The sequence below is a fragment of the Streptomyces sp. NPDC050315 genome, assembly GCF_040655775.1.
Taxonomy (GTDB): Bacteria; Actinomycetota; Actinomycetes; order Streptomycetales; family Streptomycetaceae; genus Streptomyces.
In genome coordinates this window covers 651,845-667,854 of the sequence record NZ_JBFAKN010000002.1, presented here as the reverse complement: position 1 = coordinate 667,854, position 16,010 = coordinate 651,845, and the positions used below count along the sequence as shown (strand labels likewise).

General features: G+C 73.7%; 14 protein-coding genes. 5 read left to right on the top strand and 9 right to left on the bottom strand.

The genetic code is table 11. The features are described 5' to 3' along the window. Positions 1-1,758 carry a phenylacetic acid degradation protein PaaN gene (gene paaN / locus AB0I82_RS09985; RefSeq protein ID WP_363256650.1) on the bottom strand — a complete coding sequence of 586 codons (1,758 nt, stop codon included), beginning with the start codon at positions 1,756-1,758 and terminating at the stop codon, positions 1-3. Positions 1,759-1,885: 127 nt separating this feature from the next. Between paaN and paaI the strand changes: the two genes are divergently transcribed. The 5 genes from paaI (at position 1,886) to AB0I82_RS09960 (ending at position 5,517) form a co-directional block, all read left to right on the top strand. Further along, positions 1,886-2,263 carry a hydroxyphenylacetyl-CoA thioesterase PaaI gene (gene paaI, locus AB0I82_RS09980; protein WP_363256649.1) on the top strand — a complete coding sequence of 126 codons (378 nt, stop codon included), beginning with the start codon at positions 1,886-1,888 and terminating at the stop codon, positions 2,261-2,263. A 5-nt stretch (positions 2,264-2,268) separates the two neighbouring features. After that, the gene (paaK, locus tag AB0I82_RS09975) at positions 2,269-3,618 is read left to right on the top strand and encodes a phenylacetate--CoA ligase PaaK (protein ID WP_363256922.1); all 1,350 of its coding nucleotides are present in this window, start codon (positions 2,269-2,271) and stop codon (positions 3,616-3,618) included. Between the two features lie 66 nt (positions 3,619-3,684). After that, the gene (locus tag AB0I82_RS09970) at positions 3,685-4,302 is read left to right on the top strand and encodes a TetR/AcrR family transcriptional regulator (RefSeq protein WP_363256648.1); all 618 of its coding nucleotides are present in this window, start codon (positions 3,685-3,687) and stop codon (positions 4,300-4,302) included. An 80-nt stretch (positions 4,303-4,382) separates the two neighbouring features. Then, positions 4,383-4,928, top strand: a complete 546-nt coding sequence (trxA, locus tag AB0I82_RS09965) for a thioredoxin (RefSeq protein WP_363256647.1) — start codon at positions 4,383-4,385, stop codon at positions 4,926-4,928. After that, complete coding sequence (locus AB0I82_RS09960; RefSeq protein WP_363256646.1) at positions 4,921-5,517, top strand: histidine phosphatase family protein; 597 nt, start codon at positions 4,921-4,923, stop codon at positions 5,515-5,517. Before trxA ends, AB0I82_RS09960 begins: the two co-directional genes overlap by 8 nt. Before the next feature lie 105 nt (positions 5,518-5,622). On the opposite strand, the gene AB0I82_RS09955 is transcribed toward AB0I82_RS09960, so the two are convergent. The 8 genes from AB0I82_RS09955 to AB0I82_RS09920 all read right to left on the bottom strand — a co-directional run bounded on the left by AB0I82_RS09955 (position 5,623) and on the right by AB0I82_RS09920 (position 16,006). Further along, on the bottom strand, positions 5,623-6,654 hold the full coding sequence (locus AB0I82_RS09955; protein WP_363256645.1) for a rod shape-determining protein: 1,032 nt from the start codon (positions 6,652-6,654) through the stop codon (positions 5,623-5,625). Between the two features lie 130 nt (positions 6,655-6,784). Continuing rightward, a complete protein-coding gene (locus AB0I82_RS09950; RefSeq protein WP_363256644.1) occupies positions 6,785-7,432 on the bottom strand; it encodes a hypothetical protein in 648 nt (215 codons plus the stop codon). Beyond that, positions 7,416-8,249, bottom strand: a complete 834-nt coding sequence (locus AB0I82_RS09945) for an FkbM family methyltransferase (protein WP_363256643.1) — start codon at positions 8,247-8,249, stop codon at positions 7,416-7,418. Before AB0I82_RS09945 ends, AB0I82_RS09950 begins: the two co-directional genes overlap by 17 nt. Beyond that, a complete protein-coding gene (locus AB0I82_RS09940; protein WP_363256642.1) occupies positions 8,246-8,506 on the bottom strand; it encodes a Trm112 family protein in 261 nt (86 codons plus the stop codon). The genes AB0I82_RS09945 and AB0I82_RS09940 overlap by 4 nt, the downstream gene beginning before the upstream one ends. 66 nt (positions 8,507-8,572) lie before the next feature. Beyond that, positions 8,573-9,325: a methyltransferase domain-containing protein gene (locus AB0I82_RS09935; protein ID WP_363256641.1), complete on the bottom strand. Its 753-nt coding sequence runs from the start codon at positions 9,323-9,325 to the stop codon at positions 8,573-8,575. Then, complete coding sequence (locus tag AB0I82_RS09930) at positions 9,322-10,743, bottom strand: condensation protein (protein WP_363256640.1); 1,422 nt, start codon at positions 10,741-10,743, stop codon at positions 9,322-9,324. Before AB0I82_RS09930 ends, AB0I82_RS09935 begins: the two co-directional genes overlap by 4 nt. Further along, positions 10,740-15,284: an alpha-(1->3)-arabinofuranosyltransferase family protein gene (locus tag AB0I82_RS09925; RefSeq protein ID WP_363256639.1), complete on the bottom strand. Its 4,545-nt coding sequence runs from the start codon at positions 15,282-15,284 to the stop codon at positions 10,740-10,742. The genes AB0I82_RS09930 and AB0I82_RS09925 overlap by 4 nt, the downstream gene beginning before the upstream one ends. After that, positions 15,281-16,006 carry a class I SAM-dependent methyltransferase gene (locus AB0I82_RS09920; protein ID WP_363256638.1) on the bottom strand — a complete coding sequence of 242 codons (726 nt, stop codon included), beginning with the start codon at positions 16,004-16,006 and terminating at the stop codon, positions 15,281-15,283. Before AB0I82_RS09920 ends, AB0I82_RS09925 begins: the two co-directional genes overlap by 4 nt. Between the last annotated feature and the right edge of the window lie 4 nt (positions 16,007-16,010).

Here is a 16,010-nt window from a genome sequence, read left to right as displayed (position 1 = left end):
TCAGTTCCCCTCGGTGGCGGTGGCCGCTTCGGGGGCCACGTGGCGGCGGGACTGGAGCACGTCGAACCGGCCGGTGATGAAGGCCGAGTCGGTGAGCGTGGCGGAGGCGGCCGGATTCGCCGCGCTGCCGTGGAAGTCGCTGAACGCGGCGGTCTGGTTGGGGAAGACCGCGCCGGTGAGGTTCTCCGAGAGGTGGGCGCCGGCCTCCAGGGCGGCGGCCCGAGTGGCCTCCAGTACGTCCTCGCCGGTGGCGTGCACGGTGGCGGTGAGCGCGCCGTGCGCCCGCACCGTCTCGGTGAAGAGCCGCAGGCTGTGCTCGGTGGAGTCGGTGGCGATCACGAATGAGACCGGGCCGAACCACTCGCGGGTGTACGTCTCGGCGTCGGCGGCCGCGTCCAGCAGCGCCACGTGCGGCGTGCTCAGCGTGGCGCCGTCGTACTCGGGGTGGTCGACGGTCCCCGAGGGGTGCACGGCCTGGCCCAGGCCCGCCGCCTCCGACAGGCGTGCGCGCACCCCGTCGTTGACGAGCGCGCCGAGCGTGCCCGCCGCCCGCTCCGGGTCGCCCAGCAGCTTGTCCAGCGCGGCCGCCAGGTCCTCGCCGAACTCCGCGGCAGTACGAGTGCCCTGGTCCGTACGGAAGCCGTCGCGCGGCACCAGCAGGTTCTGCGGGGTGGTGCACATTTGGCCGCTGTACAGGGACAGGGCGAAGGCGAGGTTGCGCAGCAGGCCCTTGTAGTCGTCGGTGGAGTCCAGCACGACGGTGTTCAGGCCGGCCTTCTCGGTGTAGACGACGGCCTGGCGGGCGTGCTCCTCCAGCCAGTTGCCGAATTCCTTGGAGCCGGTGAAGTCCACGACCCGGACGTCCGGGTGGAGCGCCAGCTCGGCGGCGGTGCGCTGGTCGGCGGTCTCGGCGGCGAGGAGGACCACGTCCGGGTCGAAGCCGGCCTCGGCCAGCACCTCGCGGGCGATCCGCACGGTGATGGCCAGCGGGAGCACGGCGCCCGCGTGCGGCTTGACGATCACGGGATTGCCCGTGACCAGGCCGGCGAAGAGGCCCGGATAGCCGTTCCACGTGGGGAAGGTGTTGCACGCGATGAGCAGGTTCACCCCGCGGCCCACGGGCGTGAAGGTCTTCTCCATGACGAGCGGCTCGCCCTTGCGCTGCGGCTTAGTCCAGCGCGTGACCGCCGGGAGCTTCTTCTGCTCGGCCCAGGCGTACGCCACCGCCTCCAGGCCGCGGTCCTGCGCGTGCGGCCCGCCCGCCTGGAACGCCATCACGAAGGGCTGGCCCGTCGTGTGGTGCACGGCGTGCGCGATCTCGAAACTCGTGGCATTCAGCCGGGCGAGGATCTCGGTGGCGACGCCCGCGCGGACGTCCGGCGTGGCCGCGCGCCAGGCAGGCGCCGCCGCCTTCGCCGCGGCCACCGCCTCCTCGGGCGTGACCTGCGGGTACTCGACGTCCAGCGGCAGGCCGTACGGAGAGCGCTCGCCGACGGCGACCGTGCCGCTCTGCGGATGGCCGGGGAGCTTGAAGGCGGAGCCCAGGTGGGCGCGGAAGGCGGCCTCGCCGGCGGGCGCCGCCTCCGGGCCGTACACCTTCGGGCTCGGCGACTCGGGGTGCGGTGACCAGTGGTCGCGGTCACCGGCCGCGGTGACGGCGCGCTCCAGCAGGTCCTTGTGGCGGAGGAAGAAGTCGGTTCGATCAGTGGCGCGACCGGAGGATCGGTCGGTGGCTCGGTCAGTGACGCTCTCGGACAAGGCAGTCCACCTCTTGACAGGCACTTCAGATGCTGATTGTTTAACCGCGTCGTAACGCTAACCGAATGTTCGGTCGGGCAGCAAGGGTGGTTGATGGCCTGTGGATAACTCCGGTTCCGCTCAGCGGATGTTCGCCGCGGACCAGGCGTCACAGCGGCTCGGCATCGAGCTGCTGGAGGCCGGCGAGGGGTCGGCCCTGCTGCGTATGACCGTGTGCGAAACCATGGTCAACGGGCACGGCATCGCCCACGGCGGCTATCTCTTCCTGCTCGCCGACACGGCCTTTGCCTGCGCCTGCAACAGCCACGGCCCGGTGACCGTGGCCGCCGGCGCCGACGTGACCTTCGTGGCCCCGGCCAAGCAGGGCGACGTCCTCCTGGCGCGGGCCGAGGAACGCACGCGGTACGGGCGGAGCGGCATATACGACGTGAGCGTCCAGCGGGGCGGGGAAGTCATCGCGGAGTTCCGGGGGCGAAGCCGCGTGATCCGAGGTGTGGAGGAATGAGCAGCATGGTCAGCAACCCGACGGCCACGGCGGCCGAGCGCCGGAAGACCGGTACCCCGCTCCCCGACGAGCTCCTGGACGCGGGCGAACGGCTGAGCCGCGACGAGCTGCGGGCGCAGCAGCTCAAGAACCTTCAGGCCACGCTACGGCACGCATACGACAACGTGGAGCTGTACCGCAAGAAGTTCGACGCGGCCGGCGTCCGTCCCGAGGACTGCCGCAGCCTGGCGGACCTGGTGCGCTTCCCCTTCACCACCAAGGCCGACCTGCGCGACACGTACCCCTTCGGGATGTTCGCCGTGCCCATGGCGGACGTCCGGCGGCTGCACGCCTCCAGCGGTACGACGGGCCGCCCCACCGTCGTCGGGTACACCGAGGCCGACCTGGACATGTGGGCCGATGTGTTCGCCCGCTCGATCCGCGCGGCCGGCGGCCGCCCGGGCCACAAGGTCCACAACTCCTACGGGTACGGCCTGTTCACCGGCGGGCTCGGCGCGCACTACGGTGCCGAGCGGGCCGGCTGCACGGTCATCCCCGCCTCCGGAGGCATGACCGCCCGTCAGGTCCAGCTCATCCAGGACTTCCGGCCCGAGATCATTCTCGTCACGCCTTCGTACATGCTCACCCTCCTCGACGAGTTCGAGCGGCAGGGCGTCGATCCCCGGACGACCTCCCTGGAAATCGGCATCTTCGGTGCCGAGCCGTGGACCGAGGAGATGCGCCGCGAGATCGAGGAGCGGATGGACATCCACGCGGTGGACATCTACGGCCTGTCCGAGGTCATCGGCCCGGGCGTGGCACAGGAGTGCGTGGAGACCAAGGACGGGCTGCACGTCTGGGAGGACCACTTCTTCCCCGAGATCGTCGACCCGGTCACCGGAGAGGCGCTGCCCGACGGCGAGGAGGGCGAGCTGACGTTCACCTCGCTGACCAAGGAGGCGCTGCCGGTCGTCCGGTACCGCACCCGTGACCTCACCCGGCTGCTGCCCGGCACGGCCCGGCCGAACTTCCGCCGCATCAAGAAGGTCACCGGTCGCTGCGACGACATGATCATCCTGCGCGGGGTGAACCTCTTCCCGTCCCAGATCGAGGAGATCGTGCTGCGCACCCCTGCGGTCGCCCCGCACTTCCAGCTGGAGCTCTCCCGGCGCGGCCGGATGGACCACCTGACCGTACGGGTCGAGGCGCGCGCCGACGCCGGTACGGAGGCCCGTGCGGCGGCCGCGGCGTCGATCGCCAAGGACGTCAAGGACGGCGTCGGCGTGACCGTGAGCGTCGACATCGTCGACCCGGAGACGCTGGAGCGCTCGGTCGGCAAGCTCAAGCGCATCGTGGACGTGCGCGAACGGGACTGAGGCCCGCGCGCCCCGTTACGGGCGCCCGCCACCTATAGCGGGCGCGCCCCGTGTCACAGTGAGGGCATGATCAGACGACCCGACCGGAACCCGGGGGCACGGCAGGGCCGGACCACCTACGACCGCGACTCCCTCGTGGAGGTCGCGGTCGCGGTGTTCAATGAGCGCGGTTACGACGGCACAGGCATGGAGGAGCTGGCCCGCAGGCTGGGCATCAGCAAGTCCTCCATCTACCACCACGTGTCCGGCAAGGAAGAGCTGCTCGACCTGGCGGTCGGCCGGGCCCTGGACGCGCTCTTCGCCGTACTCGACGAGCCGTGCGGCGCGCACGCGGACGCCACCGCCCGTTTGGAGCACACCGTACGGCGCAGCGTGGAGACCCTGGCCGCAGAGCTGCCCTACGTGACGCTGCTGCTCCGCGTGCACGGGAACAGCGAGGCGGAGAAGCGGGCCCTGGAGCGGCGGCGTGACTTCGATCACCGGGTCGCGGAGCTGGTGCGGCAGGCGGCGGCCGAGGGCGGGGTACGCGGTGACATCGACCCGGGACTGATCAGCCGGCTGCTGTTCGGTACGGTCAATTCCCTGATCGAGTGGTACCGCCCGGACGGCGGGCTCTCCGTCCCGGTACTGGCCGACGCGCTGGCCACCATGGTCTTCGACGGCCTACGGGTGCAGCGGGGCTGACCGCCCCGGGGTGCGGCGCCGGCCACCTGGTGCCGCGGCCGCGACACGCCCGGGCAACGGCCCATTCCCGATCAGGTCGAATGCGTATGTCTAGGACGGCGCAACGTGGGCAGGGGTGCCCGACGGCCGCGTGGCGCGGGATCGGAGCACGGTATGTGGGACACCCTGGTGGAATACGCCTCTCCGCGTCTCCCGTTGACGCGGCTGAACACCGACGACCGGACCGGAAGCAGGGAAAGCACATGAGCACGGTAGAGCTCACCAAGGAAAACTTCGACGAGATCGTCTCCGGGAACGACTTCGTCCTCATCGACTTCTGGGCCGAGTGGTGCGGTCCGTGCAAGCAGTTCTCGCCGGTCTTCGAGAAGTCCTCCGAGAAGCACGAGGACCTGATCTTCGCCAAGGTCGACACCGAGGCGGAGCCGGAGCTGGCCGCGGCCTTCCAGATCCAGTCGATCCCCACGGTGATGATCGTCCGGGACAACATCGCGGTCTTCTCGCAGCCGGGCGCGCTGCCCGAGGCGGCCCTGGAGGACGTCATCGGCCAGGCCCGCAACCTGGACATGGACGAGGTCCGCGCGTCCGTCGCGGAGGCCCAGAAGGAGCAGCAGGGCGGCGGTGAGTGAACTCCTGCTGATCCGGCACGGTGAGACGGAGTGGAGCCGCTCGGGTCAGCACACCAGCTGGACCGACCTCCCCCTCACCGAGCGCGGCGTCGAGCAGGCCCGTGAACTGGGCCCGCTGCTGGCCGGCCGGAAAGTGGCGCTGACGCTGGTCAGCCCCATGATCCGGGCCCGCAGGACCGCCGAGCTGGCCGGTCTCGCCGACGCCGAGGTCGACAGCGACCTGGTGGAGTGGGACTACGGCGGCTACGAAGGCGTGCGCACGGCGGACATCCACCGGACCCGCCCCGAGTGGTTCCTGTTCACCGACGGCGTCACCCCTGGCCCCGAGGGGCATCCGGGCGAGACGCCCGAACAGGTGGGTGCGCGCGCCGACCGCGTACTGGCCCGGCTGGCGCCCCGGCGGGCGGCGGCCGACGGGGACGTCGCACTGGTCGGGCACGCGCACTTCCTGCGCGTGCTGGCGGCCCGAGAGCTGGGGCTGCCCGCGTCCGCGGGCGCGCTGTTCACCTTCGAGACGGGGGCGATCGGCGTGCTCGGTACGGAGCACGACCGCCCCGCGGTGGTGGCCTGGAACACCCGGACGCCCTGAAGGGGGCCGGCCCTTCCCGCATACGTACGGAGCCCGCGCGCCTTCTGGCGCGCGGGCTCCGCCGTCTGTATGGGGGCCGTGCAGCTGTAGGGGGCCGTGCGCGCTTCAGGGGGTCAGCGGCGCCAGCTCCAGAGGGGAGACATGGCCCTCGATCATCGCGGCCAGCCCCTGTACGGCGCAGGTGTCCGGGCGCTCGGCCACCTGGACGGGCATCATCGTGCCCTGCCGGATCATCGGCTCCAGGCCCGGGATCAGCGCGCTGCCGCCGGCCAGCATGATGCCGCGCTCGGCGAGATCGGCGACCAGGTCGGGCGGGCAGCGCCGCAGCACCTCACTGATGCCGTCCAGGACGCCGGTGAGCCGGGCGGCGATGGCGCGGCGTACACGTTCGGGCTCCACCAGGACGCAGCGGGCCTCGCCGCTGACCACGTCCCGGCCGTGCACCTCCACCGGGGCCGGCTCGTGGCCGTCGTCTCCGGCGAGCGCCAGATGCAGCGGACGGATGTTCTGGCTGGCCACCATCAGCTCGTGGTGCAGCCGCAGATGCTGTACGACGGCGTGGTCGACGGCCTCGCCGCCTACGGGGACGGTCGTGGAGGCCACGATGGCCCCGAGGGACAACACGGCGACCTGTGTCGTGCCGGCCCCGCAGACCACGATCATCGTCGCTTCCGGCTGTTCGACCGGCATTCCGCAGCCGACGGCGGCGGCCACCATCGTGTCGACCAGCTCCACCCGCCGGGCGCCGAGCCCGGTGAGCGTCTCCACGGCGGCCCGCTGGGTCAGCGGCTCACTTCCGGCGGGCAGGCAGACCGCCGCCCGCATGGTGGGTTTGCGCCGCCACGCGCGGCGCAGTTTGTCGCCCACGAGCTGTCGCAGCAGCCGTTGGGCCATCTCGATGTCCACGATGGTGCCGTGGCAGACCGGGCGGACCACCCGGATGTGGTCGGGGGTCCGGCCCGCCATGTACTCGGCGCGGGCGCCGACGGCTATGAGCGCGCCGGTACGGCTGTTGACGGCTGTAACGGTCGGTTCGTCCACGATCAGGCCGTGGTTCTTCACGTACACCCGGGTGCGCGCCGCGCCGAGGTCGACGGCGACCGAGCAACGACGCAGCTGCCCAACGCTGGTGGTCATGGGATTCCTCCGCGGGTGGGCCGATAGGGGCAGGAGCGGCAGCACACCTCTCGACCGTCATCCTTCTGCCGTACGCCCTCGGCTGCCCGCTGAACGGGGCCGTGCGAGTGGCGGCGCGCCGTGCTCCCGGTCAGTCCAGCAGCCGTTGCAGCAGGCCCCAGGTGAACTCCGCGACCCGTGGCTCGGGGCGGCCGGAGGGGGCGTCCGGAGCGGTGAAACCCAGCCGCCAGCGGGTGGGCGCCGAGCCCTCCATCGGGCGGGCCGGAGGGAACGCGCGTGCGACCTCGTCGACGGTGCAGGACCACGGCACCAGATCGTCGGCCGTTCGGAGTACGGGACCGGGCGCGCCCGGGGCGCGGATCAGCCACTCGTTCCACACCGCGCCCCCGGGTGCGGCCAGCACCTCGAAGCGCAGATCCGGCCAGAGGGGTACCGGCCAGGTCAGCGCCCGGCACGTCAGGTCGCCCACCCGGCGGGCGGTGTCGGTCTCCGGAGGGCCCAGGACCGAGCGGTACCGCTGCAGGGCGCCGCGCGACCGGGGTGAGCGGCTCATCGCCTGCCACCGCCGGTTGGCCTCGCGCATCTCCGGGCGGGTCACGCCCAGAGTGCGCAGCGCGTCCTCCACCAGGCCCGGCTGGTGGTCCGCCATCCGGCGCAGCAGGACCAGCTGGAAGCCGAGCCGGCCCGGCACGCCGAGCGGCCCCTGCGGCCCTTCTGCGGGCCCCTGCAGCCGGCTCCGCGGTGCGCGTGGGGTTCCGGGCTCATCCGTAGGGCTCATGCCGCATATCGTCGCGCAGTACGGGGCGGGTGGCGGCCGGGTTCGTACGGTACGCGGGATCACCGGGGCCGCGGCCGCGTGGCAGGAAGAGCACGGAGTTGACGTAGCGGCGGTGCGGCACCAGTGTGCGGCGCAGCAGCCCGTGCTCGGCCACATAGGACGTGCGGGCCTGATGCCCCGGGAGGTCGAAGGCGGCCAAGGGGAGCCAGCGGTCGCCGGGCAGCACCCAGCCTCTGTAGTCGCGCGCCGCGATCCACTCCAGGACCGGGCCGAGCGGCTGGATACGGGTCTCCAGTTCGACGAACAGGGCGGGCCGGTACTGCTCGACGGTGCGTTCGGCGCCACGCAGCACTGCCGGCTCGGCGCCGTCCACGTCGACCTTGATGAGCGTCACATCGGACAGCTCCAGATCGTCCAGGGCCAGGCAGCGCACCTCCAGGGCACTGTGGTGCAGCCGGCGGCGCACCAGTGAGGAGACGCCGCGGTCGCCGCGTCCCCCGGAGGGCAGCCACAGCGTCGCGGTCCCCGAGCGGTCGCCGGCCGCGGCCCGCACCACCTCGACGTTGTCGGGCGTCGCGGCCGCCAGGAGCCGCGCCAGATGCGGCACCGGCTCCAGGGTGACGACCCGGTCGGCGCGGCGTGCCAGATGGCGCGCCCAGGGCCCGTACCAGCCGCCCACGTCCACGGCGGTGCCGCCGGGCCGGCAGAAGTCGGCGAGCCGGCGCAGCTCGGGCTCGAAGCGCGGGTAGAGCAGCGTCGCGGCGGCGGAGACCAGCCGCGGGGGCAGGTGCGGGGTGAGCCGCGCGGCGAGCGTCACGGCCGGGCCCCGCCTTCGGGGGCGTCCGCCGCACCGTGTGCCCCGCCCGCCGCCTGCATACGGGACAGCAGCCGCTCGTGCTCTTCGGGGGAGACCTGCTCCCCCGAAGTGGGCAGCAGCTGCGGCACGCCGTCCAGGATCGGATAGCGGCGGCGCAGCCGGGGGTTGTAGAGCACGCCCTCCTCGGCGATCAGGGCCAGCGGCCCCTTGTCGAGCGGACAGGCGAGTAAGCGCAGCAGCGGGTCGTCCGGCTTCATGTATCAGCTCCTCGTACGAGTGCGGTCGCGGAACAGGGGCGGCCGTCGTCCTCCGGTCCATGGCGGCTACCGCCCCGCCCGACGGGCGTGCACCAGCAGGATGGACGCCAGCGACGGAAACCGGCAGAGCGCCCGGTCCAACGGCCGCAGCGGGCGCGGCACATCGTGGTACGGCGCCCCCGCCATCCGTACGACCTCGAACCCGGCAGCCGTCAGGAAACCGCGCAGCGCACGGGCGGTGTACAGCCGCAGATGGCCGACGACCTGGCTGCCCGGGCGGCCGTGAATGCCGCGCAGGCTCACCTCCGAGAACATCGGCTGCACGCCGGCCAGCAGCAGGCCGCGGTTGTACCAGGCGGCGAGATTGGGCGTGGAGAGCAGCAGATGGCCGCCCGGACGCAGGACGCGGCGCAGCTCGTCGAGGGCCGTGTCCGGGTCCACGAGATGCTCGACGACCTCGCTGAAGAGCACCGCGTCGGCCACGCCGTCCCCGAAGGGCAGCCCAGCTCCGGTGAGTTCGCCACGCACGGCATACGGGAGGCGCATCGCCGCGCGGCGCAGCGCGTCCTGTGACCAGTCGACGCCCACGAGACGGTGACCGGACAGGTACGGCGCGGCGGTGGCCGCCGCCGAACCGTCACCGCAGCCGACATCGAGGACGGTGGCCGGGGCCCGCCCGTCATCGGCCGGGCCGAGCGCTCGCGCGAGCATCAGCGCCTGCCGCCGCGCCCGTTCGGCCCCGGAGGCGACGGGCACCGACGGGTTCTCGTAGAAGGACCGCAGGCCCCCGTGGCCGTGCCGTGCGCCTGTCGTGGTCATGCGCCGCTCCAGGAGGTCGCCGCCAACGACTCCTCGAAGAGCGCGCACAGGGTGGCGCCCGCCGCGTCGTCCAGCAGCGCCCGGGACCAGCGCAGGGTGAGCTGGATCCGGCCGTCGGTCGAGACGGTGGCGAGCGACAGCCCGCGCGGCATACGGGCCGGCGCGGAGAACCACACCCCGGTGGCCCGGCCCGCCTCGCCGAAGTCGAACGGGTACGGCACCCGGCCGATGTTGGAGAGCAGGGCGGTGGACGTCCAGGGCGCGGCGGCGGCTCGCGCGCGGCGGGTGACGGCGGCCCGTACGCCGACCGGCAGCACCGGCGTGGTCAGGACGGCGCCCGCGAGGCCCAGGGGGCGGCCCGGTGCGGCCTTGAGGGCGTGCGTGCGGGCCGCGGTGCGGCGCAGCAGCCGGGTGACCGCCGCCGGGTCCGGCGTCCCGGAGGCGGCGGTCTGCGCCGCGTCCCGGAGGTCTGCCGGTCCGAAGCGCACCGGGACCAGCCGGGTCCCGTTGCCGAGCGGCATCTCGGTACCGCGCGGCCGGTCGTCGACCGGCATGGTGAGCACCACGGGAGCGGCGCGAGTGCGGTGCAGGCGGTTCCAGCGGGTCGCCATCAGGAAGGCGGCCACGAGGAGTTGGTCGTTGACCGTGTGCGCGGGCCTGGCCGCCCCGGGGGCGCGGGGCGGCCGGGCCGGTACGGGGAGTTCGGTCAGGAGCATGCCGTTGCCGTCGCCGTTGCCGGGGGCGGTGTTGTCGCGGGCGGCGGCGATGCGGGCCGGTCGGCGCAGCGCGGTGCTTACGGGTGCCGCGCTGTTCCTTCGGGTGCGCCGGGTGGCCGGTTTCGGGGCGCGTACGGGAGGCGGTGCGGGGGAGTTGGCCGCGCCGCCGTACAGCTCGGCGGTGGTGGCCAGCAGGCGCAGGCAGGACGGGGCATCCAGTGCGGTGTGGTGGGCGGTGAGGAGCAGCACGCTGCCGGTGCCCGTTCCGGTGGCCTGTTCGATCACCTCCAGGCGTACGGGCGGCCCGGCGTCCGGGGGCGGGCACTCGGCAAGTGCCCGGTCCCGGGCGCGGCGCAGCGCCCCCGGGTCCGGTCCGGCGAAGGACACCGGTGCGAGGTCCGGTGTGCCGGCCGGCTCCCATAGGTAGCGCCGGTGCCACCAGCGCATGGGGGCCTGCCGCAGCAGCGCCCTCGGGTGCCGCGCCAGCGCCCGCCCGAAGGCGGCGCGCAGCCGCGGGTGGTCCACGACTCCCGGCAGGTGCACCTCCACGTGTACGGTCTCCGGCTCGGCCTCCTGGGCGCAGTGCCGGGCGATCTCGTCCACGAGGGAGAAGGGGGCCGGGTGGGGTGGTGGCACGGCGGTGTGCGGCGCCCTGGGCTGGTGCAGAGGCGTGTTGGAGGTCATGAGGGTCCTGGGGGTCATGGGCCGGGCTCCTCCCCGTCCTTCTCCTCGCGCGGCTCGTTGTTGCGCGGCTCGCTGTCGCGCTTCTTCCGGCGCGGCAGCGGAGGCCGCGTCTCCTCCTGGCGGGGCGGCGGCTGCTCCTCGGGTGGGGGCGTCTCCTCCTTCGGAGAGGGCGCCCGCTTCTCGGGAGGCGGTGTCTTCGTCTCCGGAGGCCGTTCCTCCGCGGGTACGGGGGGCAGGACCGCCGTGTCGTCCTCGGAGCCGGGCGGGGCGCCGCCGTCGGCCGGGAGCGGCCGGGTGGGGGCGGGCTCCTGGGCGGGCGGGCCCGCCTCAGCCGCGCCCTCCTCAGCGGCTCCCTCCTCAGCCGCAGCTTCCTCCGGCTCCGGTGCCGGCGCCCTCCGCTTCCGTCGGAGTCGCCACGACGCCGGCCACAGCCGTCCCGGTGGCACCGTTACGAGCGCCGCCGCCAGGGCGAGCAGGGCGAGGGCCTGGGCCGGGGCGCTGAACGGGCCGCGGCCGAGCGCGGCAGGGGAGCCCGCCCCGAAGGACGCGAGGATGCCGGCTGCCGCCATCGAGAGGAAGGCGAGCGGCGCGAGGAGGCCCGGGCGAATGCGGGCGAGCAGTGCGAGCACCGGTACGGCCGCGGCGTACGGTCCGGTGGCGAGTGCCAGTACGGCGGTGAGGATGATGACGCCGAGCACCCAGGAGGGCGCGGGCGGTGCCACCGGTACCGGTACCTCGCCTGCCTCCTTGCGCTGCCGTATCAGCGCGCACGCCGCCACCAGGAGCACGCCAACGCCCCCGAGGATCAGCCCCATTCGGTACTGCGCGGCCGGCGCGTAGTACAGGTGGACCGTGCCGCCCCCGCCGGCCGGGATCAGGAACGCCTGCTGCCAGCCGTCCACTCGCAGCGGGGTGAGCGGGCGGCCGTCCAGGGTGGCGCGCCAGCCGTCGTTGGCGTTCTCGTACGTCTGGAGGTAGACGGCGCGCCCGGGGCCGACGTAGGCGTCCCGGCTGTCGCCCGACCAGTCCGCGCCCGCGATGACCCGGCGCGGCGCAACGGCCGTCGGCGTCGCGGTGCCGCGGCGGAGCGTCGCGTCGGTCAGCGCGAGCGGCCCGCGGTCGTCGGCCTCGACGCGGTGCCGCCCGGCGGACAGCGCGACCCGGCCGCCCTCCGCACGGCACAGCTCGACCTTGACGGGGCGGCGCTGCACCAGGTCGCGGACCAGGCCGCTGGACTTGGTGGCGTACGGGACGCCGTCAATGGTGAGGTCCGGGCCCCGGCCACACGGCAGCGAGAAGCGCGCGTCCCGTGGGGGCGGCGGGGTGCGGTACTTCTTGAGCGCCGGTATGTAGATCTCGCTGAGTCCGACGGGCAGTTGGAGCGGTTGTCCGGCGACGGGGTTGTGCAGGGTCAGCGGCGCGACCCGGGAGACGGTGATGTCGAGGCGGTCGGTGGTGATCGGGTCGAAGTGGGCCGCGCCGTTCTCGTCGACCCCGGCGGTGGCCGCCCCGTAGGGCGAGTTGATCCGGATCTTTTCGGGGCGCGCCGAGATGCCGCCGGCGGCGGCCAGCACGATGGTGTCGATTTTCTTCTTGCCGGGCCAGCGGAGATGGACCGTGGGTGCGTCCCCGGCGATCCAGGCGGTGGTCAGATCGCCGTCCACGAGGTTGCGCGGGCTGAGCGACTGCCCCGTACTGCTGGTGGAGTCGGCGGTGGCGGTGATCCGGCGGCGCTGTTCGGGCGCGGCCTTCGTGAGCAGTGCGTCCAGGGCGCGGCCGGGGACCGCCAGCGCCTCGGCGGAGATCCGGTACGAGCCGTCGGCCCCGGTACGGAACTGGCGGTGCAGCCCGGTCTCGGCCGAGCCCGGGGAGAGCCCGCCGGGGTCGCTGCCCCGGTGCAGCGCGTACGTGGTGGCGGGCGCGTCGGGGTACGTGGAATCCGCCGGGAGCCGGAGGAACCGGGTGACCCGGACGCCGGGAATGGTCACCTCGGAGATGCCCGCGCCGGAGACCCCGGGGCGCGGCTGTTCCGCCCCCACGAGGGTGACCTTCAGCCACTTCGCCCGCCCCGCCGGTGCCTTGACCGACTGCCGCCGCCCGTCGGTGCGCAACTGGCTGACCGCGCTGCCGCGGTCCGTGGTGACGCGTACGGCCGTCGGAGCGGCGCGCAGCCCGTCTCCCGGCAGCGGAGTCAGCGAGAGCGTCGCGGGGACGTCCACGGGGCGGCTGAAGGCGATCCGCAGCCACTGGCCCACCGGGTCGCCCGCGCTGCCCTCCGCCCAGGCGGTGTCCGGGTCGCCGTCGAAGGCGTGCACCGGGTCGTACTGGGGGAGGTGGAAGAGCCAGCTGCCGCTGGAGGACGTGGTGACCGCGCGGGCGCCGCGCAGCACGGCGGTGGTCTGGTGCTCGATGCCATGGGTGGGCAGGATCTGGCGCGGCGGGCGGCCGGGGTCCTGCACGCTGTCCGGGCCGTTCCGCTCGCGACGGGTGTACGTGTAGGACGTGTTGGTGTTGACCAGGCCGAAGCGGGTATCGGCGCGGCGCAGGCCGTCCCCGGTGAGCTGGAGCGCCGGGGTGTCGACACCGGGGTGCGCGTCGCCGGTCAGTACGGCCGGCCGGTCGCGCAGCCCGGGGTCGGCGGCGAACTGCAGCAGCCCTTCGGGGCCGCCGCTGAGCTGCGCGGTATCGGCCGCGGCCTTCACGGTGACGGGCCCGGGCCGCGGGGTGTCCACCGGCTCGTAGATCTCCACCGCGCGCTGCCTCGGGTACAGCCCCTGCACCTGGACCGGGGTGTCGTCCGCGATCCGGCCACTGGTGGTCAGTGGCCCGAAGGAGGCGACCTTGCGGTAGCCGGACGCCACGAGGGTGCGCCGGACGGTCTGCGGGGGGACGTAACCGATCTGGTCGGGGTCCAGGTCGTTGCGTACCACGACGTTGTAGAGCCCTGAGCGGGCCAGGAAGTCGCGGAGGCCGGGCACTTGGGTCCCGGTCATCAGTGCCTGCTCCACGGCGTCCAGAGCGCGCCGTGAGCCCTTCGTGCCGAAGGGGACGAAGTCGCGCTGCGCCCAGCGGGATTCGGCGAGCACGTCCAGCGGCTGGTCGATGGGGGAGCCCCAGGTGTACAGGCCGTGCGCGGTGGCGGGGACGACCAGCGCGCGGTCGTCGGGGCTGTGCTCCTTCAGCCAGTCGGCGGTGCGCTGCCAGTGGGCGGGCAGCCGCGTGAAGGCGCCGGACTGCAGGACCGTGCCGTTCAGGTAGGGCAGGGCGAGGGCCGGGAGCAGCAGGAACGCGACGATCAGGGGTACGTACCACCGGCCGCCGCGTACCGGACGGCGCTCGCGCGGCCCGTATGCCGCGCCCGTGAGGTGCGCCAGCCCGTACGCCAGCGCGAGGGCGAGGCCCGGCGCGAACTTGTAGACGTTGCGGAACGGCTGCAGCGGCCCGTCCAGCCAGCCGCGCACCTGCTCGTGCAGCGGGCCGCCCAGCGCGCCCCCGTACCCGGCCAGCGCGACCGCCACGACGGCCAGCACGGTCAGCAGCAGCCAGCGCCGCTCGGGCAGGTCCCGGCGGGCTAGTCCGGCCAGGCCCAGCGCGGCGGCGAGCGCGGTGCCGAGCACCGTGAAGGCCCCGGCGACCAGCGTCCAGCCGGCGGGCAGCCAGGGCTCGCCGAAGTTCAGGTACGCGACCCAGTTGCCGGCGCCGCGCAGCAGTTCGGTGGCCGACATGGTGGCGGTGGTGGTGTCGGCCTGCTCGATGTACGGCATGAAGTTCTCGCCGTGCAGGCCCAGGAGGAGCAGCGGTATCGACCACCATGCGGTGGCCAGCACCACGCCCGGCAGCCACCAGGCCAGGAGCCGCCACCTCCGGGCGCCGGTACGGGTGAGCACGTACAGCAGCGCGGGCATCAGCGCGGCGAGCGTGCAGGCGGCGTTGACGCCGCCCATGAAGGGGATCAGCAGCGCCGAACGGGCCGCGGACAGCCGCGCGGTGCGGCGCGGGTCCGCCAGCGGCAGCAGGATCCACGGGAGGACCGCGCCCGGCAGCGCGGCCGCGGACGTGGAGCCGATGACGATGGTGAAGGCGGGCCACAGCGCATACGTGGCGGCGCCCAGCAACCGGGACGGCGGGCTGCCCACCTTCAGGCGCTCGGCCAGCCGCAGCGCGCCCCAGAAGGCGGTGGTCACCACCAGGGACAGCCACAGCCGTTCGGCTATCCAGACCGGCAGATGCGCCAGGTCGGCCAGCGCGTAGTACGGGAGCATCGGGAAGGCGTAGCCGATGTACTGGTCGGCGAGGCCGCCGAACCCGGCCCGGTCGTGCCACAGGTCCCCGAGGTCGACGAGGAACCGCCACGGGGCCAGCGCCACGCCGAGCTTGGTCTCGAAGGTCATCCGGCCCGGCGACGGTGCCAGGAAGGCGACGAAGGCGGCCGCCCAGAAGGCGAGCAGCCAGCTCCGCCGCCGTGGCCGCTCCGGTGGTGGCCCCTCGGGCGCGGTCGTCGGGGTGCTCCCCGGGTCGGGGGAGCCCGGAGAGCGCGAGGTGGGATGCGTCTGGGTCATGGCAACCGCCGGAGTATGAGAAGGAGGTTCCAGGTGGCGACCTCGCGCACGCCGGGCAGGCGGGCGACGGCGCCGGCCAGGAACGGCGCATATCGGGACCGCGCGGCGAGCACCTCGATGTCCCGACGGGCCCGTACCTGGCGCAGCGTGGGCCCGACATGGAGAGCGAAGAGGTTCTCGCCGAGGACGTGCTTGGGGCTGCGCCCGGTGCGCCGCCGGTAGCGGTCGCGGGCCCGGCGCGCGCCCAGGTAGTGCCAGGGCGCCGTCTCGTGGCCGCCCCAGGGGGACAGCCAGTTGGTGAAGGCGACGTAGATCAGCCCATTGGCGCGTGTCACCCGCACCATCTCGCTGAGGAACGTACGCGGGTCGGCGACGTGTTCGAGGACGTTGGAGGAGAAGCAGATGTCCACGGCGCCGTCCGCGAGCGGCAGCAGGTAGCCGTCGGCGCGCACCGCGCCTTCTGGCGGGGCGCCGCGCGCATACAGTTCGGCCGGGTCCGGTTCGAGGAGCACCGCGAGCGCGCCGCGGCGGCGGAACTCCTCGGTGAAGTGCCCCGCGCCACCGCCCACATCGGCCACCACGGCCCCGGCCAGCGGAACGTACCGTTCGAGCTGGTCGGCCGCGTCCCGGGCGAGCAGCCCGTAACAGCCCTCGGGGTCGGTCTGCTCGTGCCGGAAGGCGCGGAGGAGGGCGAGGGACCTGCGCAGCGAAGGATCGCGCACCGCC